Source organism: Pseudomonas sp. NFACC04-2 (assembly GCF_900119265.1).
In the GTDB taxonomy this organism is placed as follows: Bacteria; Pseudomonadota; Gammaproteobacteria; order Pseudomonadales; family Pseudomonadaceae; genus Aquipseudomonas; species Aquipseudomonas fluorescens_AA.
The window spans coordinates 353,718-376,093 of the sequence record NZ_FPJC01000004.1; the positions used below are offsets into that span (position 1 = coordinate 353,718).

Annotated in this window: 22 protein-coding genes; 8 read left to right on the top strand and 14 right to left on the bottom strand. The window is 62.2% G+C overall.

All coding sequences use genetic code 11. The features are described from left to right. Positions 1–149 precede the first annotated feature (149 nt). Together ppk1 and hemB are read right to left on the bottom strand one after the other, a co-directional pair. Complete coding sequence (gene ppk1 / locus BT125_RS08205) at positions 150–2,366, bottom strand: polyphosphate kinase 1 (protein ID WP_072405985.1); 2,217 nt, start codon at positions 2,364–2,366, stop codon at positions 150–152. 17 nt (positions 2,367–2,383) lie between these two features. Then, entirely contained in the window at positions 2,384–3,397 is a 1,014-nt protein-coding gene (gene hemB / locus BT125_RS08210; protein ID WP_072405986.1) for a porphobilinogen synthase, read from the bottom strand. Positions 3,398–3,601: 204 nt separating this feature from the next. Between hemB and BT125_RS08215 the strand changes: the two genes are divergently transcribed. Then, complete coding sequence (locus BT125_RS08215) at positions 3,602–4,225, top strand: DedA family protein (protein ID WP_072405987.1); 624 nt, start codon at positions 3,602–3,604, stop codon at positions 4,223–4,225. Here the strand turns inward: BT125_RS08215 and BT125_RS08220 are convergent. Then, the gene (locus BT125_RS08220) at positions 4,206–5,441 is read right to left on the bottom strand and encodes a sterol desaturase family protein (RefSeq protein WP_072405988.1); all 1,236 of its coding nucleotides are present in this window, start codon (positions 5,439–5,441) and stop codon (positions 4,206–4,208) included. The genes BT125_RS08215 and BT125_RS08220 overlap by 20 nt on opposite strands. Positions 5,442–5,564: 123 nt before the next feature. On the opposite strand from BT125_RS08220, the gene elbB reads away from it, so the two are divergent. Then, positions 5,565–6,233, top strand: a complete 669-nt coding sequence (elbB, locus tag BT125_RS08225; protein WP_072405989.1) for an isoprenoid biosynthesis glyoxalase ElbB — start codon at positions 5,565–5,567, stop codon at positions 6,231–6,233. A gap of 123 nt (positions 6,234–6,356) precedes the next feature. Here elbB and BT125_RS08230 read toward each other — a convergent pair whose 3' ends face one another. The 3 genes from BT125_RS08230 to BT125_RS29430 form a co-directional block, all read right to left on the bottom strand. Beyond that, on the bottom strand, positions 6,357–6,812 hold the full coding sequence (locus BT125_RS08230) for a YaiI/YqxD family protein (RefSeq protein WP_072405991.1): 456 nt from the start codon (positions 6,810–6,812) through the stop codon (positions 6,357–6,359). A gap of 113 nt (positions 6,813–6,925) precedes the next feature. Beyond that, positions 6,926–8,824 carry a cytochrome c/FTR1 family iron permease gene (locus BT125_RS08235; protein WP_072405993.1) on the bottom strand — a complete coding sequence of 633 codons (1,899 nt, stop codon included), beginning with the start codon at positions 8,822–8,824 and terminating at the stop codon, positions 6,926–6,928. Positions 8,825–8,833: 9 nt separating this feature from the next. Then, entirely contained in the window at positions 8,834–8,995 is a 162-nt protein-coding gene (locus BT125_RS29430; RefSeq protein ID WP_170866813.1) for a hypothetical protein, read from the bottom strand. Between the two features lie 144 nt (positions 8,996–9,139). On the opposite strand from BT125_RS29430, the gene BT125_RS08240 reads away from it, so the two are divergent. The 4 genes from BT125_RS08240 to BT125_RS08255 all read left to right on the top strand — a co-directional run bounded on the left by BT125_RS08240 (position 9,140) and on the right by BT125_RS08255 (position 12,421). After that, a complete protein-coding gene (locus tag BT125_RS08240) occupies positions 9,140–10,534 on the top strand; it encodes a COG3014 family protein (RefSeq protein ID WP_072406118.1) in 1,395 nt (464 codons plus the stop codon). A gap of 18 nt (positions 10,535–10,552) precedes the next feature. Next, positions 10,553–10,924, top strand: a complete 372-nt coding sequence (locus BT125_RS08245) for a YcfL family putative periplasmic lipoprotein (protein WP_072405995.1) — start codon at positions 10,553–10,555, stop codon at positions 10,922–10,924. 162 nt (positions 10,925–11,086) lie between these two features. Further along, on the top strand, positions 11,087–11,674 hold the full coding sequence (lpoB, locus tag BT125_RS08250; protein WP_003177333.1) for a penicillin-binding protein activator LpoB: 588 nt from the start codon (positions 11,087–11,089) through the stop codon (positions 11,672–11,674). A gap of 3 nt (positions 11,675–11,677) precedes the next feature. Continuing rightward, positions 11,678–12,421 (top strand): penicillin-binding protein activator LpoB, encoded by a 744-nt coding sequence (locus tag BT125_RS08255; RefSeq protein WP_072405997.1) that lies wholly within the window; start codon positions 11,678–11,680, stop codon positions 12,419–12,421. Between the two features lie 140 nt (positions 12,422–12,561). Here the strand turns inward: BT125_RS08255 and rhtB are convergent, their stop codons facing one another. The 3 genes from rhtB to BT125_RS08270 all read right to left on the bottom strand — a co-directional run bounded on the left by rhtB (position 12,562) and on the right by BT125_RS08270 (position 15,788). Further along, positions 12,562–13,194 carry a homoserine/homoserine lactone efflux protein gene (rhtB, locus tag BT125_RS08260; RefSeq protein ID WP_072406000.1) on the bottom strand — a complete coding sequence of 211 codons (633 nt, stop codon included), beginning with the start codon at positions 13,192–13,194 and terminating at the stop codon, positions 12,562–12,564. 102 nt (positions 13,195–13,296) lie between these two features. Further along, the gene (locus BT125_RS08265; RefSeq protein WP_072406002.1) at positions 13,297–13,878 is read right to left on the bottom strand and encodes a mechanosensitive ion channel family protein; all 582 of its coding nucleotides are present in this window, start codon (positions 13,876–13,878) and stop codon (positions 13,297–13,299) included. Further along, positions 13,878–15,788 carry an ATP-binding cassette domain-containing protein gene (locus BT125_RS08270; RefSeq protein ID WP_072406004.1) on the bottom strand — a complete coding sequence of 637 codons (1,911 nt, stop codon included), beginning with the start codon at positions 15,786–15,788 and terminating at the stop codon, positions 13,878–13,880. The genes BT125_RS08265 and BT125_RS08270 overlap by 1 nt, the downstream gene beginning before the upstream one ends. 50 nt (positions 15,789–15,838) lie before the next feature. Here BT125_RS08270 and BT125_RS08275 point away from each other — a divergent pair, with 50 nt between their 5' ends. Further along, on the top strand, positions 15,839–16,315 hold the full coding sequence (locus BT125_RS08275) for a TIGR02444 family protein (RefSeq protein ID WP_072406006.1): 477 nt from the start codon (positions 15,839–15,841) through the stop codon (positions 16,313–16,315). Here the strand turns inward: BT125_RS08275 and BT125_RS08280 are convergent. After that, positions 16,298–17,473 carry an AlgP family protein gene (locus tag BT125_RS08280; protein WP_072406008.1) on the bottom strand — a complete coding sequence of 392 codons (1,176 nt, stop codon included), beginning with the start codon at positions 17,471–17,473 and terminating at the stop codon, positions 16,298–16,300. The two genes, BT125_RS08275 and BT125_RS08280, sit on opposite strands and share 18 nt — an antisense overlap. 191 nt (positions 17,474–17,664) lie before the next feature. Here BT125_RS08280 and BT125_RS08285 point away from each other — a divergent pair, with 191 nt between their 5' ends. Beyond that, on the top strand, positions 17,665–18,330 hold the full coding sequence (locus tag BT125_RS08285; protein ID WP_072406010.1) for an FKBP-type peptidyl-prolyl cis-trans isomerase: 666 nt from the start codon (positions 17,665–17,667) through the stop codon (positions 18,328–18,330). Between the two features lie 58 nt (positions 18,331–18,388). On the opposite strand, the gene BT125_RS08290 is transcribed toward BT125_RS08285, so the two are convergent. From BT125_RS08290 to BT125_RS29650, 4 genes are all read right to left on the bottom strand, one after another. Then, positions 18,389–18,847 (bottom strand): Rsd/AlgQ family anti-sigma factor, encoded by a 459-nt coding sequence (locus BT125_RS08290; RefSeq protein ID WP_060740104.1) that lies wholly within the window; start codon positions 18,845–18,847, stop codon positions 18,389–18,391. A 175-nt stretch (positions 18,848–19,022) separates the two neighbouring features. Continuing rightward, entirely contained in the window at positions 19,023–19,565 is a 543-nt protein-coding gene (locus BT125_RS08295) for a disulfide bond formation protein B (RefSeq protein WP_072406012.1), read from the bottom strand. A 397-nt stretch (positions 19,566–19,962) separates the two neighbouring features. Then, positions 19,963–21,210, bottom strand: a complete 1,248-nt coding sequence (locus BT125_RS08300) for a heme biosynthesis protein HemY (RefSeq protein ID WP_072406014.1) — start codon at positions 21,208–21,210, stop codon at positions 19,963–19,965. After that, positions 21,207–22,340, bottom strand: coding sequence for a uroporphyrinogen-III C-methyltransferase (locus BT125_RS29650; protein ID WP_256573741.1), 1,134 nt, complete (start codon positions 22,338–22,340; stop codon positions 21,207–21,209). The genes BT125_RS08300 and BT125_RS29650 overlap by 4 nt, the downstream gene beginning before the upstream one ends. Positions 22,341–22,376 lie beyond the last annotated feature (36 nt).

The window sequence follows — 22,376 nt, forward strand, 5'->3', positions numbered from 1 at the left end:
GCCCCGCTACAACACAGATCTCTGTGGCGAGGGAGCTTGCTCCCGCTGGAGGGCGAAGCCCTCCCAAGACTTGGGGCTGCTTCGCAGCCCAGCGGGAGCAAGCTCCCTCGCCACACAAGCGAAGCCTGCCTCCCCTCTCCCCCGTTTTTTTAACGAACTGCCAACACCGGGCTGCTCAAGCGCTCGAGCAACGTCGCCTGGGCGCTGCGCGGGTTCTGGTTGCCGGTCGGCGTGTTGCGGATGTAGCGGCCATCCGACTGCAGGCTCCAGCTGTGGGTGTTGTCGGTGAGGTAGCTTTCCAACTCCTTCTTGACCCGCAGGATCAGCTTCTTGCCTTCCACCGGGAAGCAGGTCTCGACCCGTTTGTCGAGGTTACGCTCCATCCAGTCGGCGCTGGACAGGAACATCTGCTCCTCCCCGCCGTTGAGGAAGTAGAACACCCGGGTATGCTCCAGGAACCGCCCGATGATCGAGCGTACATGAATGTTGTGGGACACCCCTGGGATGCCCGGCCGCAGGCAGCACATGCCTCGCACCACCAGGTCGATGCGCACACCTGACTGGCTGGCCTTGTACAACGCGCGGATGATCTTCGGATCGGTCAGCGAGTTGAACTTGGCAATGATGTGGGCCGGCTTGCCGTCCAGGGCGAACTGCGTCTCCCGGGCGATCATGTCGAGCATGCCCTTTTTCAAGGTGAACGGCGCATGCAGCAGTTTCTTCATGCGCAGGGTCTTGCCCATGCCGATCAACTGGCTGAACAGCTTGCCGACGTCTTCGCACAAGGCATCGTCGGAGGTCAGCAGGCTGTAGTCGGTGTACAGGCGGGCGTTGGCGGCGTGGTAGTTGCCGGTGCCCAAGTGGGCGTAACGCACGATCTCACCGGCCTCACGGCGCAGGATGAGCATCATCTTGGCGTGGGTCTTGAAGCCGACCACGCCATAGATCACCACCGCGCCGGCCGCTTGCAGGCGGCTGGCCAGTTGCAGGTTGGACTCTTCGTCGAAGCGGGCGCGCAATTCGATCACCGCCGTGACTTCCTTGCCGTTTCGCGCCGCGTCCACCAGTGCATCGACGATTTCCGAGTTGGCGCCGCTGCGGTACAGGGTCTGGCGCACCGCCAGGACGTGAGGATCCTTGGCGGCCTGGCGCAGCAGGTCGACCACCGGCGTGAACGACTCGAACGGGTGCAACAGCAGGATGTCCTGCTTGCTGATCACGCTGAAAATGTTCTCGCTGTTTTGCAGCAGTTTCGGGATCTGCGGCGTGAACGGCAGGTATTGCAGTTCCGGGTGGCTGTCCAGGCCGGTGATGCTGAACAGTCGGGTCAGGTTGACCGGACCGTTGACCTGATACAGCTCGGTCTCGTGCAGGTTGAACTGCTTGAGCAGGTAGTCGGACAGGTGTTTCGGGCAAGTGTCGGCCACCTCCAGGCGCACCGCATCGCCGTAGCGACGGGAGAACAACTCGCCGCGCAGGGCGCGGGCCAGGTCTTCGACGTCCTCGGTGTCCACCGACAGGTCGGCGTTACGCGTCAGGCGGAACTGGTAGCAACCCTTCACCTTCATGCCTTGGAACAGGTCATCGGCGTGGGCGTGGATCATCGACGACAGGAACACATAGTTGTCGCCCGGGCCGCCGACATCTTCCGGCACACGGATGATGCGCGGCAACAGGCGCGGCGCCGGAATGATCGCCAGGCCGGAGTCGCGACCGAAGGCGTCGATGCCCTCCAGTTCGACGATGAAGTTCAGGCTCTTGTTGACCAGCAGCGGGAACGGGTGCGTCGGATCGAGACCGATCGGCGTGATGATCGGCGCGATCTCGTCGCGGAAATAGCGGCGCACCCAGGTCTTGATCTTGGTGTTCCAGTAGCGCCGGCGGATGAAGCGCACCTGGTGCTTTTCCAGCTCCGGCAACAGGATGTCGTTGAGGATCGCGTATTGCCGGTCCACATGGCCGTGGACCAGCTCGCTGATGCGGGCCAGGGCCTGGTGTGGTTGCAGGCCGTCGGCACCCGCCTGTTCGCGGGCGAAGGTGATCTGCTTCTTCAGGCCGGCGACGCGGATTTCGAAGAACTCATCCAGGTTGCTGGAAAAGATCAACAGGAATTTCAGCCGTTCCAACAGCGGATAGGACTCGTCCAGCGCCTGCTCCAGCACGCGGATGTTGAACTGCAGTTGCGACAGCTCGCGATGGATGTACAGGCTGCTGTCATCCAGGTTCGGAATGGCAATCGCCGGCACCGGGGCGGGCTCGATGACGGCCGGGGGAACAGGCTCCAGCTCCGGCGGTGTTTCGGCAACTTGCTCGACCACGGGTTGAGCGTCTTTTACGGCAACTTCGGAGAGTCCTTCGGTATTCATCGCAAGTTCCTGGGAGGCTATTTCTGCTCTCGTAACAATTGGGCGGCGCGCACGGCAAAGTAAGTCAGGATGCCATCAGCGCCTGCGCGCTTGAAAGCGGTCAAGGACTCCAGGATCACCCCTTCGCCCAACCAACCGTTCTGGATCGCGGCCATGTGCATGGCGTACTCGCCGCTGACCTGATAAACAAAGGTCGGCACTTTGAATTCGTCTTTGACCCGGCAAAGAATGTCGAGGTAGGGCATGCCAGGCTTGACCATGACCATATCTGCCCCCTCTGACAAGTCAGCCGCCACTTCGTGCAAGGCTTCCTGACTGTTGGCCGGGTCCATCTGATAAGAGGCCTTGTTGGCCTTGCCCAGGTTCAGGGCCGAGCCGACCGCATCGCGGAACGGGCCGTAATAGGCGCTGGCATACTTGGCCGAATAGGCCATGATCCGCACGTTGACGTGACCGGCCACCTCGAGGGCTTCGCGGATCGCCTGGATGCGCCCGTCCATCATGTCCGAGGGGGCCACCACCTGGGCACCAGCCTCGGCGTGGGACAGCGCCTGCCTGACCAGTGCATCGACGGTAATGTCGTTCTGCACATAGCCCTCTTCATCGAGGATACCGTCCTGCCCGTGAGTGGTGAACGGGTCCAGCGCCACGTCGGTGATCACCCCCAGCTCCGGAAAACGCGCCCGCAGGGCACGCGTCGCACGTTGGGCGATGCCCTCCGGGTTCCAGGCTTCGGCGGCGTCCAGGGACTTGAGCGCCGGAGGCGTGACCGGGAAAAGGGCCAGCGCCGGAATGCCCAGCTCGACCCAGTGGGCGGCTTCTTCGAGCAGCAGGTCGATGGTCAGGCGTTCCACCCCGGGCATCGACGCCACCGCTTCGCGACGGTTCTCACCGTCCAGCACGAATACCGGCAGGATCAGGTCATCGGTGGTCAGCACGTTTTCACGCACCAGCCGACGAGAGAACTCATCACGGCGGTTGCGACGCAGGCGGGTAGCAGGGAACAGACGATTGGCGGGGGTAAAGCTCACGGCAGACTCCTGAGCCCGCAGACGGGCGAGCGTGACAGTTATAAGCGGACATTATGACGGACGTGTGACAGTTGTGCTAAGACGCGACCGGTAGTCGCAGTCATTGTCTTCTGTAGGAATTGTTCACGTCGAGACACATTTCGATACTTTCCTGAATGTGCCTGAAGGGTTAGGCTGCGCGTTCATTTCGCCAGCACCCAGACAATGCTCCAACAATTTCTGCATGACTTCGGCTACTTGGCCTTGTTTATCGGCACGTTCTTCGAAGGCGAAACCATCCTCGTGCTCGCAGGTTTCCTGGCGTTCCGTGGCTATATGGACATCAACCTGGTAGTGGTCGTGGCTTTCTGCGGCAGCTACGCGGGCGATCAGCTGTGGTATTTCCTGGGACGCAAGCACGGCCGTAAGCTCCTGGCGCGCAAGCCGCGTTGGCAGTTGATGGGAGATCGCGCGCTGGAGCACATCCGCCGGCATCCAGACATCTGGGTGCTGAGCTTCCGCTTCGTCTATGGCCTGCGCACGGTGATGCCGGTGGCGATCGGCCTGTCAGGCTACCCGCCGGGCCGCTACCTGTTGCTCAACGGCATTGGCGCGGCGATCTGGGCCACGGCCCTGGCCGCCGCCGCGTACCACTTCGGCGCCGTGCTGGAAGGCATGTTGGGCAGCATCAAGAAATACGAGCTGTGGGTACTCGGCGCGCTGCTGGTGCTGGGCCTGGTCCTGTGGTTGCGCCGACGCATCAAGAATGCGCGGCTGGCCAGGAAAGTCCTCGAAGCCGAACGCCTGGAACAAGCCAGGTCCGACGCACCTACGACGCCAACCGAGTAAACCGGCTGCGGCAGCAATACAGCCCGATGCCACTGAGCAGGCTGTAGCTGAGCAGCCCGACCCAGGCCACAGGACTCGCCGGCCACAACCCGGTCAGTGGCGCCAACCACACCAGCGGCAGGTTCGAGGCCAGCCGCAACAGCTCCAGTTTCAGCGCCCACGGGCGATTCTCCAGGGCCACGCCCAACACGAACAGACCGAACGCCACCGCGCCCCACCCCAGCACCAGCGCGGCGACCGGCAGGCTGCTTTCAAGGTTCATCAAATAACTGCCCAAAGCAATGTAGACGCAGAACTGCAGCCCCACGTACCACTGCTGGCGCGGGTCCAGCGGCACGGTGAATTTGCGAAACTGGCTCAGGTCCGGCTTGTTCAGCGGGTACTGGGCCGCGACGTCCGCCGGACGCCAGCCGGTGGGCATGAACCAGATCCGCAGCTTGTCCCACCAGCGCCCGGCCCGCCGCGCATCGGCCCATAGCTGTGCATAGAACTGCAGGTTGGCCCACAACGGATTCCAACTCGCCAGAGGCGTGGTCACGCCAAAAATCACCGGCTCGTTATCGTCTTCTTCTTGGAAGGTGCCAAATAGACGGTCCCAAATAATGAACACCCCGCCGTAGTTGCGATCCATGTAGAGAGGGTTTTGTGCATGGTGGGCACGATGATTGGACGGCGTCACGAAACACCACTCCAGCCAGCCGAGCTTGGGAATATGCTGGGTGTGGACCCAGAACTGATACAGCAGATTCAACGCCGCGACGCTGACGAAGACCACCAGCGGCACGCCCAGTACGGCGAGCGGGACGTAGAAGATCCAGCTCAGCAGGAACCCGGTGCTGGTCTGGCGCAACGCGGTGGACAGGTTGTAGTCCTCGCTCTGGTGGTGCACCGAATGGGCGGCCCAGAGGATGTTGCGCTCATGGCCCATGCGGTGCAGCCAGTAATAACAGAAGTCGTAGAGCACGAAGGCAAATACCCAGGTCCAGGCCCGGTCGGCAGGCAGTTCGATGACGGCCAGGTGTTTCAGCGCAAAGGCGTAGGTCACCAGCCCCACGCCCTTGGTCAACAGGCCCGTGGTGGTCGACAGCACGCCGGTGCTCAAGCTGTTGATCGCGTCCGCCAAACGGTAGTGGCTCACGCCCCGCCAGCGATCGGCCAGCAACTCGACAGCGATCAGCACGAAGAAGAACGGCACGGCATACAGGATGAAGTTCATGACACAACCCGGGCATGCGAGGCAGGGAGATAGTCGGCAGATTAGGTGTAGCTGCCCGATCCCCCTATGGCAACGAGTGACAAATTAGTAGACATTTAACGCCATGAATCTGGAGAAAAGCCCATGAGCAAAAAAATTGCAGTGATCCTTTCCGGCTGTGGCGTCTATGACGGCGCCGAGATCCACGAAAGCGTGATCACCTTGCTCCGTCTCGATCAGCGCGGCGCGCAGGTCCAGTGCTTCGCCCCCAACATTGCCCAACTGCACGTGATCAATCACCTGACCGGCGAGGAAATGCCCGAGAGCCGCAACGTGTTGGTGGAGTCGGCGCGAATCGCCCGGGGCAACGTGAAGGATTTACGTGAGGCCAGGGTCGAGGATTTCGACGCCTTGATCGTACCCGGTGGTTTTGGCTCGGCGAAAAATCTCTCCAACTTCGCCGTCGAAGGCGCCGGCTGCACCGTCCAGCCGGAAATCCTGGCCTTGACCGAGGCCTTTGCCGAGGCGGGTAAACCGGTCGGGCTGATCTGCATCTCCCCGGCCCTGGCGGCCAAGATCTATGGCCCGGGGGTGACGTGCACCATCGGCAACGACCCGGACACGGCGGCAGCCGTGGGCAAAATGGGCGGCACTCACGAAGACTGCGCGGTCACCGACATTGTCGAAGACCGCGCGCGCAAACTGGTCAGCACCCCGGCCTACATGCTGGCGCAGAACATCAGCGAAGCGGCCTCAGGCATCAACAAGCTGGTGGACCGGGTGTTGGAGCTGACGCACGAGAATGACGCCTGACACCAGCGCCATCCTTGTGGGAGCGGGCTTGCTCGCGAAGGCGTCGGTTCAGTTGGCATCTCTGTCGGCTGACACACCGCCTTCGCGAGCAAGCCCGCTCCCACAAGGGGCTCCAGGCAAGACTTAAGAGGCTCGGGCCAAACGCGTCAGTATCCGGTCCAAAGCATTGGCAAACCCCTGCTTGTCCCGCTCGCTGTACGCCGCCGGGCCGCCGCCCATATGGCCCTGTTCGCGCAGATCGGTGAACAGGTTACGCACCGCCAGCCGCTCGCCCATGTTTTGCGCATCAAACTCCTTGCCTCGCGGGTCCAGTGCCGCAACGCCCTTCTTCACCAACCGATCAGCCAGGGGCACATCGCTGCAGATCACCAGCTCACCCGGCACGGCATGCTCCACCAGGTAGTCGTCCGCCGCGTCAGGGCCGCTGGGCACCACGATCAGCTTCACACAGGCCAGGGCCGGCTTGATCTGCGGTTGACCGGCCACCAGCACCACCTCGAGCCGGCGCTTCAGGGCGAACTTGACCACCAGTTCCTTCGCCGCCTTGGGGCAGGCATCGGCGTCGATCCATACGCGCATTGGGGTTGTTCCTCTTTTTAAATGCATCGCGAGCGGCTCGCTCCCACACAGGACAGCCTACATCCTGTGGGAACGAGCTTGCTCGCAATCATGAGCACAGCGAATGCCGTTGTTCAGGAAACCTGGACCCGACGCTTCTCCGCTACCCAACTGCGCCCATACAGCACCACGATCGCCAGGATCGCCACCACTTGAGCGGCCAGCGAATAGGCATCGGCATGAATGCCCAGCCAGTCGAAGTCGAAGAAGGCCACCGGATGGGTGCCGAAAATCCCGGCTTCCTGCAACGCCTTCACGCCATGACCGGCAAACACCACCGACAGTGCGCATAGCAATGCGGCGTTGATGCTGAAGAACAGCGCCAGCGGCAGCTTCGCCGAGCCGCGCAGGATCACCCAGGCCAGCCCCACCAGCAACACCAGCGCCGTCGCACCGCCGGCCAGCACTGCGTCATGCCCGGCAGGACCCGCTTGCAACCACAGGGTTTCGTAGAACAGGATCACTTCGAACAGTTCGCGATAGACCGAGAAGAACGCCAGGATCGCAAACCCAAACCGACCACCGCCGCCCACCAGGCTGCTCTTGATGTAATCTTGCCAGGCCGCCGCGTGACGACGGTCGTGCATCCAGACACCCAGCCACAGCACCATCACACTGGCGAACAACGCCGTCGCGCCTTCGAGCAGCTCGCGCTGTGCGCCGCTGACGTCGATCACATACGCCGCCAGCCCCCAGGTCGCCAGGCCGGCCAGCAGCGCCAGGCCCCAACCGACGTTGACGCTGCGCACCGCCGACTGCTGGCCGGTGTTGCGCAGGAACGCCAGGATCGCCGCCAGCACCAGGATCGCTTCCAACCCTTCACGCAGCAGGATCAGCAACCCGGAGATGTAGCTCAGCGACCAGCTCAAGCCATCGCCACCCAGCAGGCCGGCGGACTCCTTCAACTTGGCCTTGGCCGCGCCCAGGCGCTCTACGGCCTGCTCCACCGGCAAACCGTCCTGCAACGACTGACGGTAGGCCATCAGGGCCTTTTCGGTGTCCTTGCGCACGTTGGCATCGACGTTGTCCAGTGAGCTTTCCACCAACTCGAAACCTTCCAGGTAAGCCGCTACCGACAAGTCATAGGCCTGGTCGTGGTCACCGGCGCGATACGCCGCGATGCTTTTATCCAAGGTGGCGGCCGTGTAATCGAGCAACTGCGCCGGGCCACGTTGCACCTGCGGCGGCTGGGCGCGCTGGGCACGGAATGTCGCCGCCGCTGCGGGGCCTTGCGCGGCGAGCACTTCGGCCGGGGTCTGGCGCGCCAGGTCAGCGAGATTGAAGACCTGTGCACTTTTGGCCGCGGCCGGGTCGGCGCTGAAGCTGGCGATGTAGGTTGCCAGGTCCCAGCGCTGACGGTCGTCGAGCTGATCGGCGAAAGCCGGCATGTCGGTGCCTTCGATACCCATGCCGAGGGTGTTGTAGATGGCGTAGAGACTCAGGCGATCCAGGCGCTGGGCGTCGCGCAAGTTGGCGGGCGGCGGTTCCAGACCAACACCGGCTGGTCCGTCGCCGGCACCGTTGGCTCCATGACACACCGAGCAATTCTGCGCATACAGCGGCGCACCGCGGGTGGGGTCGGGCGTGATGACCGGTGCCTGGCTGACTTCATACGCTACCGCCAGCTTGGCCCCCAGTTGCCGCGCCAGGCGGGCGACATCGCCGCCGTCCTGGCGCTGGGTGATCGCCGTGCGCAGGGTCCCGATACCTTGGACCAACTCAGTCTTTTCCGGCTTGGCCGGCAACCCAGCGACCAACCCGTCCAGCGCCTGGGTAAACTCCAGCTGCTCGTGGTATTCCGCCTCGTCGATGACCTTGCCCGCCGCGACCGTCGCCGGGTAATCCGCCCCGATGTAATCCAACAAATGCAGCGCCTGTGGGGCACTCTCGAGGGTGTCGGCCTGCAGCGCAGAGCTGCACAAAGCAAGCAATGGCAGTACAAGCCAGGCCAGGAAACGGAACGGCGCAGTCATGAATGACTCTCAGTTGGTAATAAGAAGTAACACATTGTTCACTTCCAATGGCTTCGGCTCAAGGGCGGATGTGGCTTGGGAGCCGATTTTCATCGGATTTTCATGCTTTGGAGGTGATGTCACAAAAACAGCATTTCGGAATTGAAAAGCCATTACATAGCCAAGCGCCATGTTTATAATCCCGCCGCCTTCTTATCATTCGATGGCATAAAAGCTCCTCTTTTTATGAGGAACCGACAGCGTACCGACGCTTGTCCGTGGGATCGCTCCAGCCCGACCCGCACACCCCGGCTGCTATCAGGGAAGAAAATGTTCATGGCATCCCGTGCCGTTCTTTCGGTCGCCCTCGGCGCGATCACCTTGTTGTCCGGCTGCTCGGCCTTTCGCAACTATGACAGCGAATTGGCCCAGACCAACCAGCAGTTGGCGTCCGGCAATGTCGACGGCGCGTTGACCCTGCTGGAAAAGAACAACTCCAGCCAAGACAAGGACCTGCTGTACTACTTCGAGAAAGGTGAGCTGTTGCGCGCCAAGGGTGACTTGTCCGGCAGCCAGACCGCCTGGAACAGTGCCGACCAACAAGTTGCCCAGTGGGAAGATGCGGTCAAGCTCGACACGGCCAAGTACCTGGCCCAGTTCGGCAGTTTCCTGGTCAACGATAAAGTCCGCCGCTACGAAGGTTACGATTACGAAAAGGTCATGCTGACCACGCAGATGGCCCTGAACCTGCTGGCGGTGAATGACTTCGACGGCGCGCGGACCCAGATCAAGAAGACCCACGAACGCGAAGCGGTGATCGCCGACCTGCGGGACAAGGAATACCTCAAGCGCGAGGAAGAAGCCGAGAAACAAGGGGTCAAGACCGAATACAAGGACCTTCAGGGTTACCCGGTGGCCAGCCTCGACGCCCCGGAAGTGGTCAGCCTCAAGAACAGTTACCAGAGCGCGTTCAGCCATTACCTGGCCGGTTTCGTCTACGAAGCCCTGGGTGAAAAGGACCTGGCCGCACCGGGTTATCGCAAGGCCGCCGAACTGCGCCCCAACACACCGCTGCTGGAGCAGGCCCTGCGTGACCTCGACAAGCCCGCCGCCAAGAGCGACGACAGCGACATCCTGATCGTGGTGCAGAGTGGCCTGGCACCGTCCCGGGACTCGATCCGAATTCCCTTGCCTTTGCCAATCAGCGGCAACCTGGTGATCACGCCGTTGTCGTTCCCACTGATCAAGCCCGACACTTCCACGGCCACCTTCGGCCAGATCGGTGTCGACGGCCGCCAGCTGGACCTGACCCAACTCAACAGCACCACCGCCATGTCCCGTCGGGCCCTGCGCGACGACATGCCGGGCATCATCCTGCGCACCACCGTGCGCGCCGTCACCCGTGGCGTGGCGCAAAAGCAGATCAACGAGACCAATCCCCTGGCCGGCCTGGCCGTCGGCCTCACTTCGGCGGTATTCGAAGGGGCCGACACCCGGACCTGGCGCACCCTGCCCGACTACACCCAGGTGGTGCGCCTGCGCCTGAAGAAAGGCGAGCACCAGGTCACCTTGCCAAGCGCAGTGGGCGGCTCGGTGGTCAAGGTCACCGTGGACCAGCGCTACCAAGTCATCAGCCTTCGCGCCGTGGGTAACCAAGTGTTCGCCGGCGGCCTCGCGGCCCAGGTGATGCCAAGCGTCAACCCGACCGCCATTGCCCTCAAGCAACCTTAAGAACGGAGTCTTGTTCACATGCGTTTAAAACTGATCGCCGTCGGCGCGCTGGGCTTGCTGGCCGGTTGCGCCACCCCGCCGCCACCGGAACCGGGCAGCGCCGCCAGCAAGGTCGTGGCGATGGGCAAGACCAAGAACATCGTGGTCGGCGCCATGCGCGTGGCCCGGGAAAACGGCTACATGACCGTCAATGTCCAGTTGAGTAACACCAGCTACAACAACAAGACGATGTACTACCGCTTTGCCTGGTTGGGGCCGGAAGGCTTTCCGATCGCCGAGGAAGAAACCTGGAAAAGCCTGACGCTGTATGGCGAACAGACCAGCTTCCTGCCGGCCATCGCACCGACCCCCAAGGCCGTGGATTTCCGTTTGGAAATCAATACCCCTTGAGCCGCACAACCTGTGGGAGCGAGCTTGCTCGCGATGGCATTGGATCCGCCAGCAATGAGGCTGACTGACACACCGCTATCGCGAGCAAGCTCGCTCCCACAGAAAGCGACTGAGTGACAGGTATTACGCGTTATCCCTTTTTCAGTTTTCGAGAGCCTCCACATGTTCGTACGCATTTCATCCCTCGCCCTCGCCGCCCTGCTGGTCAGCGGCTGTGCCAACAACTCGCCGGTCCTGGGCAACAAGAACATCAGCTATGGCGATACCAAGGCCGTGGAAACCGTGACCAACGAGTTCGGCTCCACCGACCTGCAAATGATCGCCGAATCCATGACCCGCTCCCTGGCCCAGTCCGGCATCCTGCAGGGCCGCCCGGTGGTCCAGGTCTATGACGTGAAGAACAAGACCAGCGAATACATCGACACCCGCGAAATCACCACCAGCATCAAGACCCAACTGATGAAGACCGGTGCCGCGCGTTTCGCCAGCGACAACACCGCCATGGACAGCCAGGTCGACCAGCTCAAGCTGCAGAACCAGAGCGGCCTGTACAAGAAAAGCACCGTGGCCAAGACCGGCAACATGATCGCTGCCAAGTACCGCCTCGAGGGCTCCATCAGCTCGATCGTCAAGCGCAGCAGCGACTACAAGGACGTCTTCTACAAATTCAGCCTGCAATTGATCGACGTCGAGAGCGGTCTGGCCGAGTGGATGGACGAAAAAGAAATCCGCAAGACCACGGAGCGCTAAACCATGCGCACATGGATAGGCATCATGGCCCTGGCCTGCGCATTCAGCGCGCAGGCGGCCCCAAAAGTCGCAGTGACCGACCTGGCGTACCAGGAGCGGGTGGAGGAATACATCCACACCGTTTCAGCGCAGAGCAACTTCCAGGCGAACCCCTACAGCGCCAGCGCTTCCTCGAGCTACGACGAGATGGAAGCCACCAGCAGCTACATCGAGCAGGGCGAACTGCGCAAGTTCACCGGCGACATCAAGGGTGAGATCCTGCGCAGCGGGATGTTCCAGCTGACCCAGGGCACGCCCCACACGGCGGCGTCCAATGGCGACGTCTATGACGTCATCAAGCGCATCAAGGCCGGGAACTTCAAGGGTGCCGACTACGTGCTGTTCGGCACGGTGTCGGACATCGACTTCACCCGCGACATCAACGAGCTGGCCAATACCGACAGCTACTCGGCCGTGCTGGCGCTGACCCTGGTGGCGGACTTCAGCCTGATCAACACCAAGACCTACGAAATCACCTCGGCCTTTACGGCCATGGGCGAAGGCCAGGACACCAAGTTGTTGAACCACCGGGACGTGCGTATCAGCCTCAACCGTCCACGGGTGGTGCGCGAAGTGTCCAAGGCCCTGGGTGAAGACGTGGCGCGGCAGCTGAGCGAACAACTCGGTGGCCCGAGCTACCAACAGCCCGGCGAGCCGATGCAGCGCAATAATCTGCCCCGGGATACCGCGCCGGTGATCTTGCGCTGAGCCACACCTCAGGATAGGTAGGTGCTTTTGTGGCGAGGGAGCTTGCTCCCGCTCGGTTGCGCAGCAACCGCCAAAAGCCAGGGCTGCTTCGCAGCCCAGCGGGAGCAAGCTCCCTCGCCACAGGTGTTGTGTATAGCCGGTTACACCGCAGCCTTGCGAATCGTCGCGAGCAAGCCCGCCGCCCCGATGAACAGGCCAGCAAAAGTGCGGTTCATCCGCCGTTGCTGCTTCGGTGTGCGCAACAAGCGCAGGACTTTGGACGCCAACCCGGTGTACCCGGCCATGACGATGAGATCGACGACGATCATTGTGACGCCCAGGATCAGGTATTGCTGGATCAACGGTGCATGGGGATTGATGAACTGCGGCAGCACAGCCAGCATGAACACCAACGCCTTGGGGTTGCTGACGTTGACCAGGAAACCGCGAAACACCAGAGCCAAAGGCTTGCCGATAGGCCGCACGACGGAATCATCACTGATATCGCCAGGGATGGCCCGCCACTGTTTGACACCCAGGTAGACCAGGTAGGCCACGCCGAACCACTTGATCGCATAGAACGCGGTGGCCGACGCCGTGAGAATCGCGCCAACACCGGCGGCGACGATCACGATTTGCAGCGCCAGGCCCAGTTGCAGGCCCAGGGCATTCCAGTAACCGCGCCAAAACCCGTAGCGCAAGCCACTGGACATCGATGCAATGGCACCGGCGCCCGGGGAAAGACTGATCACCCAACAGGCGGCGAAAAACGCCAGCCATGTTTCCAGCACCATTGCACACCTCGGCTCGGACTCGTCGAAAACGACTAAGCTAATGCGCCGCCGCAGGATTGACCACCGCTTTTTTGCAAAAAAAAGCCAATCGGCGAGACCAGGTTATTCGACGAACCCACCCACTGGAAACGCTTCGCTGCCACGCCAGCGCCGGACCGAACGCTGGAAGAACAGACTGTTGGGCACTTGCACCATGGCGCTGCCGGTGCCGAGTTCCTCGGGCTCGATCAGCGTGGTGTACAGCAGATTGATCGCCACCACGCGCCCTTTGATGCCGGGCTTGTCCGTGGTATCCACCAACTCGACCACATCGCCCAGGCGAAACGGTCCGACGGTGTAGATCAACACGGCGCAGAACAGGTTGGACAGCACGCTCCAGATGGCGAAGAACGCCACCGCTGCCACCGCCACGAAACCCGAGATCGCCGTCCAGAGTACCGTGGCCGAGACACCCAGGCGCTCCAGCGCCACCAGCACGGCACTGCCCATGATCAGCCAGCGCAGCACACCGCGCAGGATGATCACCAATTGCGTCGGCAGTGGGTAGCGCTCGCCGAGGCCCGTGAGCGCACGCGCAACGAACCGCTGGGCGACATACCCCACCAACAGGATCAGCAGGATTTGCACACCGAGCCAGATCGGCTCGATCCACATGACAGGGACAGGCAACGCCAACGCTTCCATCAGGACAACGCCTCCAGCTCCGCTTGCAGGTTTTCCAGCAGTTCCAAGGCTTGCATCCACGCCTCCTCGAGCTCCGCTTCCCGAACTTTCAGCCTGGCCTGTTCGGCCAGCAGGTCACGCAACTCGTCCTTGCGCGCCGCCTCGTAGAGACCACTGTCGCCCAGGCTGGTTTCGATTTTCTGCAGCTTTTCATGCAGCTTGCCCAGCTCGGCTTCGAGCTTGTCGGCCTCGCGCTTGTGCGGCGCCAGTTGCTGGCGCAATGCGGCGGCGGCCTGGCGCTGAGCCTTTTTGTCGGTCTTGTCCGGGTTGACCGGCGTGTTGCTGACCGGCGCGTTGCGCTGGCGGTATTCCACCAGCCAACGGGCATAGTCTTCCAGGTCACCGTCGAATTCCTCGACCTTGCCGTCGGCGACCAGGAAGAAATTATCCGTGGTGCTCTTGAGCAAATGCCGATCGTGGGACACCACCAGCACCGCGCCACTGAATTCCTGCAAGGCCATGGTCAGGGCCAGGCGCATTTCCAGGTCCAGGTGGTTGGTCGGTTCGTCGAGCAGCAACAGGTTCGGCCGGCCCCAGGCGATCAACGCCAGCGCCAGGCGCGCCTTTTCGCCACCGGAGAAATTCAACACCGGCTCGTCGATGCGTGCCCCGCGAAAATCGAACCCACCAAGGAAATCGCGCAGGGTTTGCTCGCGCTCGGTTGGCGCCAGGCGTTGCAGGTGCAGCAGCGGGCTGGCCTTGGAATCCAGGGAGTCGAGCTGGTGCTGGGCGAAATAGCCAACGACGGTGTTTTCGCCTCGGGTCAAGCGTCCAGCCAACGGCTGCAGTTCGCCCGAGAGGTTCTTGATCAGGGTCGACTTACCGGCCCCGTTGGGGCCCAGCAGACCGATCCGCGCACCCGGGGTCAGTTGCAGTTTGACCTTCTCCAGCACGGTCTTGTCGCCATATCCCAGACGCGCGTCGAACAGGTCGATCAACGGGCTGGAAATCTTGGTCGATTCGCGGAAGACAAAATCGAACGGTGAATCGACGTGGGCCGCCGACAGCTCTTCCATCCGCTCCAGTGCCTTGATCCGGCTCTGGGCCTGGCGGGCCTTGGTGGCCTGGGCCTTGAAGCGGGCGATGTAGCTTTCCATGTGCGCACGTTGCGCCTGTTGCTTCTCGTAGGCCTGCTGTTGCTGGGCCAGGCGTTCGGCACGGGCGCGCTCGAAGGCACTGTAGCCGCCGCGGTACAAGGTGAGTTTGCGCTGGTCGACATGGGCCACGTGATCCACCACCGCGTCGAGGAAATCGCGGTCGTGGGAAATCAGCAGCAGCGTGCCCGGGTAGCTCTTGAGCCAATCTTCGAGCCAGATGATGGCGTCGAGGTCCAAGTGGTTGGTCGGCTCATCGAGCAGCAGCAGATCCGAAGGGCACATCAGGGCCTGCGCCAGGTTCAGGCGCATCCGCCAGCCACCGGAGAAGTCTCCGACCTGGCGGTCCATCTGTTCATTGGTAAAGCCCAGGCCGGCGAGCAACTTGCGCGCGCGGGCATCGGCGGTATAGCCGTCGGCACTGTCAAGTTCCGCGTGCAGGCGGGCCTGTGCGGCACCGTCGTGGGCCGCTTCGGCCGCCGCCAGGTCGCGCTGCACCTGACGCAGGCGCAGGTCGCCATCGAGCACGTAGTCCACCGCCAGACGATCGAGCGTGTCGACCTCCTGGCGCATGTGAGCGATACGCCAGTCGGCCGGCAGCAGGCAATCGCCCGAGTCTGGGTGCAGCTCGCCTCGCAGCAAGGCGAACAGGCTCGATTTGCCGGCGCCGTTGGCACCGATGAGGCCGGCTTTGTGGCCGGCGTGCAGGGTCAGCTCGGCGTCTTCTAGCAGACGTTGCGGGCCACGCTGTAAAGTCAGGTTCTGAAGTCGGATCATAATGGCGGCGGAGTCTACCAGCTTCGCTCACAACTGGCGCGAGTAGCACGATGTCCCCTGACCTGTGGAGCTTTTCCCTCGACCTCTATGCCAAGCCTGGCGTAGAGCCTGCGTGCCTGGCGTCACAAGACGCCGGTGCCAACGTCTGCCTGCTGCTTTGCGGCCTGTGGCTGGCGCAGCGCGGCGTGGCCTGCAATGAGCACAGGTTGCGGCAGCTTCGACAATTGGCCGAGCCGTGGGATGCCGAGGTGGTGCGGCCATTGCGCACGCTTCGCAGCCAATGGAAAGCCGGCGCCCTTCGGGACACGGCACTTGATAGCCTGCGTGAACAGGTCAAGCAATTGGAGCTGGCAGCCGAACGGCGATTACTGGAACGCTTGGAAGCACTGACCAAGGATTGGCCGGGAGTACAACAGGACGATTCAGCCCAATGGCTGCAAGGGCTGGCGGCGAATGCCGAACCAGCGAGCCGCGACGCGCTGCATCAGCTGCGCGTCGCGGTCCGGCACTTAGGAAGCGCTGGTTGAGGTGCTGCTGGTGGTCGGCGCAACGGCGGCTGGGCTGGTCGCCGAGGCCGGAGTGCTGGCGGTAGGCGCAGGTGTAGCGGTCGGCGCCGGAGCCGGTGTCGCTGGCTTGGCGGCTGGCGCAGTCGCAGGTTTTGCAGCGGCTGGCTTCTTCACGGCCGGTTTAGCGGCGGGCTTGGCGGCAGCTGGCTTGGCCGTGGCGGGCTTGGCAGCCGTTGGCTTCGCGACAGCAGGCTTGGCGGCAGCGGCTGGTTTGGCAGCGGGTTTAGCCGCCGCTTTGGCAGGCGCTTTGGCAGCGACGGGCTTGGCAGCCGTTTTCGCAACAGGCTTGGCCGCAGCCGTTTTGGTTGCCGCAGGTTTGGCGGCAGCAGGTTTGGCAGTGGATTTTACCGCCGCTTTGGCAGCCGGTTTAGCGGCAGCGGTTTTCGTCGCGGCAGGTTTTGCGGCGGCGGCTTTAGCGGCAGGCTTGGCTACAACTTTTGCCGCAGGTTTAGCGACAGGTTTAGCAGCGGCTTTTACAGCGGGCTTGGCAGCGGCAGGTTTAGCGGCCGCCGTTTTTGCGGCAGGCTTGGCAGCAGCCTTCACGGCTGGTTTTTTTGCCGCAGGTTTTGCAGCGCTGGCAGCGACGGGTTTGGCAGCTGGTTTGCTAGCCGCCTTGGCCGGTGCCTTGGCGGCAGGTTTGGCTGCGACTTTGGCCGGTGCTTTTACCACGGCGGGTTTAGCCGCCGGCTTCTTGGCCGATACAGCGGCAGGCTTGGCAGCACGAAGCGACAGCGCCTTGCCCGCAGCTTCTTGCACACGACCGACACCCTGGGCCAGTTTCAGGCTTTCCTGGGCATCACGCTTGAGTTGCAAAATGTAGGCGCGGGTTTCGGACTGACGATCCTTCAAGGCATCGAGCAGGTCTTCGAGCTCTTTCACGACGTCCTTGGCCTTGGCTTGTGCCTTGGCCTTGCCAGCGGTGGCTGCGTCTTGCAATTTGGTGCGCGACTTGTGCAGTTTTTCCTGCGCTTTGCCGCGTTGTTTTTCCAGTTTGGCGAGCAGTTTTTCAGCATCAGCCAGGGCTTGGGAGCAGGCGTTTTCCAGATGTTCGAGCAAGCTGCCCGAGAGTTGTTGGAGCAAGTGCAACGGAGTGTTTACAGGCTTCTTGGTGGCCGACATGGTTTACCTCCTGACTGACGTGAGTGCGGCTCATACTAGACCTCTGCTGCAACCGCCGCTAGGGCATGTTGACAGTACACAAGACGTTGCGTTGCAAGGGACGAAAAATCTTCTGCGCCAGTGCCTTGGCAATCCACCTCTACAGATATGGACACTGGCATAATTCCTCGATTCGAGGCCGGAGAGCACACATGTCGCGTCACCTGTTTTTATTCCTGTGCATGGCGTGCGCCACGGTCCAGGCCGTTGAAAAAACCAGCGCAAACGATGCCCACGATCTGGCTTACAGCCTGGGCGCCAGCCTCGGAGAACGCCTGCGCCAGGACGTGCCGGACCTGCAGATCAAAGCCTTGGTCGAAGGTTTGCAACAGGCCTACCTGGGAAAACCGCTGGCCCTGAAAGATGAACGCATCGAACAGATCCTGGCCGAGCACCAGGCACAACTGAACGCGCCATCGACAACGCCGCAGGCCGAAGCCGCGTTGAAAACCGAGCAGAAATTTCTCACCGAAGAAAAAAGCCGGCCTGGGGTCCAACAACTTGCCGACGGCATCCTGCTGACCGAAATCAAGCCAGGCCACGGCGCGAAGGCTGGCCCTCACGGCAAGGTCCAGGTGCTGTATACCGGTCGATTGCCAGACGGCACCGTATTCGACTCAAACCGTCAGGCACAGTGGTTCAATCTTGACAGCGTGATCGACGGTTGGCGCAGTGCATTGCCGCAAATGCCGGTCGGCGCGAAATGGCGGCTGGTGATTCCGTCGTCCCTGGCCTATGGCGCTGAAGGGGCCGGGGATGTGATCCCACCGTACACACCGTTGGTATTTGAAATCGAGTTGCTGGGCGCGACGACCTGACGCTGACCCAACGAAAAACGGTGCGCAATGCGCACCGTTTTTTCATGACCGCGAACCCTCAGGCCTGGACCGCAGCTTCTTCCTTGTGGGCGTTGTGCAGCACTTCGATCAGGCAGTCTTCCAATTCGAAACGCTCATGCAGCAAGCCGCCCAGCTCCTTGAATTTTTCCGCTACGCACTTGCCTTCATCGCACAGGTCGTTGAACGCCAGCAGCTTCTCGGTGATGACATCGATGCGCGGGTAGATCGTCTCGGCCAGTTCAAGGCCGCGCTTGTCGTTGAAGGCCTTGGCCTCGCCCGTCAGTTGTTCGTATATCTCGAAATGACCGGCAGACACATAGTCGACCAGCACACCGCAGAAATCCTGCAAGGGTTTGCGGCTTTCGCTCAGGGCTTCAGGCTTGGCGCCGAGATCATCGTAGGCCCGAACCAGTTCATGACGCTCCTGCAGCCAGCGATCGATCAGCAGATGCACTCCACCCCAGCGTTCCTGAGCATTCTGACAACTTTCGAGCATGGTGATTTCTTCCCTTGTGAGTCATGCCCCCTCGCAGCCTGTGCACGCCTGATGACCAGGGACAAGCCAGACACAACATGATCGAGCGGCACAATTCCAATAACACGTGCGGGCCAGATTATGCCCGCACGACAACGGCTTCAAGGTACGCAGGAGATAAAGTTCATACAAGTGTTTAATCCAGGGCCCGGACCAACTGCGACGTCTCGCCGCTGAGCGGTCGTACCAGAGCATTCCAGGCAAGGCGCAGCAGAAGGTAAGTCATGGCGCTGGACACCGCGAGAAAAAACAACAGGCTCCACTCGGGGATGCTCAGGTCGAACAACGTCCACGTGATATTTGCACAATCGACGGCACCGTCGAGGACACGACGCAACGCACACCACCAAGAACCCGTCGGGTTGAGTGGTGCCGCACAATCGGATAACGATTCGAACGAGCGGCTTTGCATCAGGACCTGACGCCACGCCAGCGTCATGCCCCCGGTCGCAAAAACCAATCCCGCGGCGCCATACAAGAGACTGCCTCGCTGGCCTGGACCGTGTACGCACGCTACGAGGCTGTTCGCCAGGAACAGCATCAGGCACAACCGCTGCAAGACACACAGACTGCAAGGCGTCAGGCCGGCCGAATACTCCAGATAAGTGCTGATGCCCAAAGCCAGGGCGGCGGCGATGGAAGCCATGAGAAACGAGAAGCGTGAGCTGGCCAAAGACATGGCGATTCCGTAACAAAAGAGACAAGCAGTTACGGTAGAGGAAAGCCCTCGGGCCTTTCAAGGCAGCCCTGCGCAGACACTTCACCAAGGGTGTAGGGAATTCCCGACAGGTCGCAGAGGATTCGGCGTGGTCAGCTGTAGGACTTTGCTGAAGGTATGACCAAAGCCCCAAAACCGGGGCGGTCTTCGCAACCGCGCATCCAAGATTCACCAACCCGTGGCGAGGGAGCATGCTCCCGCTGGGCTCTGTAGGAGCTGGCGAAGCCTGCGATCTTTTGATCTCTCGCTTGAGACTCGAACGTCGGGGGAAAGATCGCAGCCTCGTTGCACTCGACAGCTCCTACCGCTCCCTCGCCACAAAGGATTCATACATTCTCAGGAATGAGTCATGCCCCTCTCAAGTCGACAACACCTGAGCCGGAACCGGCAGTGGCGCGGCCAGCAGACGCTCATCCAACAGCCCCAACCCCTCCTGGAACAACTGGTTGCTGCGTTCGGCATCCCCCAGTTGCGCCAGCAGGCGCGCCAGTTCGGCGCAGGCTTCGGGGTTGCGCTGAACGCGCAAGCTGCTTTCCAGATAATCCCGCGCCTTGCCCCACAAACTGTTCTGCAGGCATAGACGCCCCAGGGTCAGCAGCAGGCTCGGATCGGTCGGGTGGTCCTTGAGCCAGCCTTCGGCCGCTTGCAACTGGCGGATCGGATCATTGCCGCGAACCAAGCCGTACAAGCGCGCCAGATGGCTGTCGTAGTGACGCTTGAGCGCGCCGCGCAGCACCTCCTCGGCTTCGACCTGAGCGCCCAACTGACGCAGTTGCTCGGCATAGGCCAGCACCAGAGTAGGCTCCTGGCGCTGTGCAGAGGTCAGTTGTTGCCAGGCGCGATCGAGCGACTGCAAACCGACGCTGCCGTCCTCCTCTCGGTGGGCCGCCAGGCTAAGATTCTCGCCCCAGGCCCGCCGCTCCAGTTCAGCCAGTTCGGCCGGCGGCAGGACCTTATCCTTGCGCAGCTCCGGCAACAGCCGGATCACCGCCGACCAATCGCCGCGCTGCTGATGCAGCCGTTGCAATTGGCGCAGGACCTGGGCGTTATGGGGATGACGCTCATGCATGGCCTGCAGCGTGCTCAAGGCGCCATCCGTGTCACCTCGATCCATCTGCAATTGCGCGTGCGTCAGGGCAATGGCCAGTTCCGCCTGGGGCTGACGCTCCAGGGCGCGCTCCAGCAAACTGTCACTCTGTTCGTAAAGCCCTTGTTCGTTGGCCGCGCGGGCGGCGCCCAGGTAATACAGCAACGGTTGACGCTCGGCTTCGGCGGCACGATGCAGATGTCGCTGGGCGCTGGCCCAGCGACCTTCGGCCAGGTCCAACTGGCCGTGTTCGATCGCCACTTGCACCCGACGACTGCGGTTGCGCCGCGACCACGGGTTGACCACGCCGCTGGACGTGGTCACCAGCCCAATCAGCGCCCTCAAGCCTCGCCACACCAGCCAGAGCACCGCCACCAGGGCCAGGGTGACCCACAGGCCGGCTTCATAACGGAAGTTCTTGTATGCCACCAGCACGTAACCCGAATGCTCGGCAATCGCCACGCCCAGCAAAGCCGCAGCAGCGATGACCACGAACAGAATCACGTAGAGACGCTTCATGGCGTGGCCTCCTGTGCGCCTGGCGCGGGCAGCGGCTTGACCGACTCCTGGGCATTGACGTTGCGACGTTCAAGGTAGGCCTGGACGCTGCTCAGCGTGCCCGTGAGGTCCGGAGTGACCACCGTCACCGGCTGCTTGGACAGCTCACCCACGCGCTCGAGCATGATTTTGCTTTGCGGATTGTCCTGGTTGAAGTTGTTCTTCAATACGTCCCGGGCCTCGGTCAGCGCCTGGGTGTATACCGGCGCCTGACCATTGAGGGCGGCCCATTGTGCCTGCTCCAGAGCCAGGCTCAAGGCCAGGCGCACTTGCACCAGGCTTTGCCCGGCCAGCAGCGGACGGACGTTCTCGTCGGCGTTGAAGTCGATGCGGATGTAGCGCGAGATCTGGTCCCACCACTGCGCCCACCGGCTGGCCCCATCGCCGTCGGCGGTCAGGCCCAGCAGCGACTCTCCACGATCCTTGTACTCGGGTGCCAGTTCGGTCAGTTGCAGCACCTGGTCACGCAAGGCGCCCAGTTGCAGGAACAGCCCGGTACGATCCGGTTGTTCCGTGCTGCGCAGCGCAGCGAGGGTCTTGGCCAGTTGCTCGCGGGCGGCGAACGAACCGGGGTCGTTCTGTTCGCGTAGGATTTCGTCAGCCCCCTGGACCAGCGCCCGGGCACTGTCGATGTCTTGCAGGGCGGAAAGACGCAGGCTGGCCAGGCGCAACAGGTGCTCGGCCTCCGCCAGGCGCCAATCCTTGCGGCTGGCACCCAGCACGGTTTCCAGGCGCTGGTTCAGGTGCTGCTGATCACCTTGCAACTGGGCCACCTGGCGCCGCCGCTCCTCCAGCTCTTCGGCCGGGGGCAATTGCGCCAGGCGCTCGCTCAGGCGTTGCTCGTTGAGCTTGAGGGTCTGGGCCTGGTCGTTCAGCGCCTGGACCTGGGCGGACTGCTGCTGGTTATTGGTTTGCAGGTGCCGTACCTGCCACACGCCCCAACCGCCCACGGCAACACCGGCGGCGCCGAGCAGCAAGGCAACAACGGCCAGCCCGTTGCCGCGGCGCGGCGCCACTGGGGGCGAGGGTTCAACCGGCGCATCGATCGCTGGCTGGTCTAGATCTTCTTTTGGCAAGGCTGTTTCGCTCACGTATCCATCCTTTGCATTAGAAAACGGCACGGAGTG

What these genes read in the sequence shown, in the direction of transcription:
- BT125_RS08280 (WP_072406008.1), bottom strand. Translation starts at nt 17,473, where the DNA reads ATGTCGGCCACCAAGAAGCCTGTAAACACTCCGTTGCACTTGCTCCAA.
- ppk1 (WP_072405985.1), bottom strand. Translation starts at nt 2,366, where the DNA reads ATGAATACCGAAGGACTCTCCGAAGTTGCCGTAAAAGACGCTCAACCC.
- BT125_RS08215 (WP_072405987.1), top strand. Translation starts at nt 3,602, where the DNA reads ATGCTCCAACAATTTCTGCATGACTTCGGCTACTTGGCCTTGTTTATC.
- BT125_RS08285 (WP_072406010.1), top strand. Translation starts at nt 17,665, where the DNA reads ATGTCGCGTCACCTGTTTTTATTCCTGTGCATGGCGTGCGCCACGGTC.
- BT125_RS08295 (WP_072406012.1), bottom strand. Translation starts at nt 19,565, where the DNA reads ATGTCTTTGGCCAGCTCACGCTTCTCGTTTCTCATGGCTTCCATCGCC.
- elbB (WP_072405989.1), top strand. Translation starts at nt 5,565, where the DNA reads ATGAGCAAAAAAATTGCAGTGATCCTTTCCGGCTGTGGCGTCTATGAC.
- BT125_RS08290 (WP_060740104.1), bottom strand. Translation starts at nt 18,847, where the DNA reads ATGCTCGAAAGTTGTCAGAATGCTCAGGAACGCTGGGGTGGAGTGCAT.
- BT125_RS08275 (WP_072406006.1), top strand. Translation starts at nt 15,839, where the DNA reads ATGTCCCCTGACCTGTGGAGCTTTTCCCTCGACCTCTATGCCAAGCCT.
- BT125_RS08300 (WP_072406014.1), bottom strand. Translation starts at nt 21,210, where the DNA reads ATGAAGCGTCTCTACGTGATTCTGTTCGTGGTCATCGCTGCTGCGGCT.
- BT125_RS29430 (WP_170866813.1), bottom strand. Translation starts at nt 8,995, where the DNA reads ATGGCGCTTGGCTATGTAATGGCTTTTCAATTCCGAAATGCTGTTTTT.
- BT125_RS08230 (WP_072405991.1), bottom strand. Translation starts at nt 6,812, where the DNA reads ATGCGCGTATGGATCGACGCCGATGCCTGCCCCAAGGCGGCGAAGGAA.
- BT125_RS08220 (WP_072405988.1), bottom strand. Translation starts at nt 5,441, where the DNA reads ATGAACTTCATCCTGTATGCCGTGCCGTTCTTCTTCGTGCTGATCGCT.
- BT125_RS08235 (WP_072405993.1), bottom strand. Translation starts at nt 8,824, where the DNA reads ATGACTGCGCCGTTCCGTTTCCTGGCCTGGCTTGTACTGCCATTGCTT.
- BT125_RS08255 (WP_072405997.1), top strand. Translation starts at nt 11,678, where the DNA reads ATGCGCACATGGATAGGCATCATGGCCCTGGCCTGCGCATTCAGCGCG.
- lpoB (WP_003177333.1), top strand. Translation starts at nt 11,087, where the DNA reads ATGTTCGTACGCATTTCATCCCTCGCCCTCGCCGCCCTGCTGGTCAGC.
- rhtB (WP_072406000.1), bottom strand. Translation starts at nt 13,194, where the DNA reads ATGGTGCTGGAAACATGGCTGGCGTTTTTCGCCGCCTGTTGGGTGATC.
- BT125_RS08270 (WP_072406004.1), bottom strand. Translation starts at nt 15,788, where the DNA reads ATGATCCGACTTCAGAACCTGACTTTACAGCGTGGCCCGCAACGTCTG.
- BT125_RS08240 (WP_072406118.1), top strand. Translation starts at nt 9,140, where the DNA reads ATGGCATCCCGTGCCGTTCTTTCGGTCGCCCTCGGCGCGATCACCTTG.
- BT125_RS08265 (WP_072406002.1), bottom strand. Translation starts at nt 13,878, where the DNA reads ATGGAAGCGTTGGCGTTGCCTGTCCCTGTCATGTGGATCGAGCCGATC.
- BT125_RS08245 (WP_072405995.1), top strand. Translation starts at nt 10,553, where the DNA reads ATGCGTTTAAAACTGATCGCCGTCGGCGCGCTGGGCTTGCTGGCCGGT.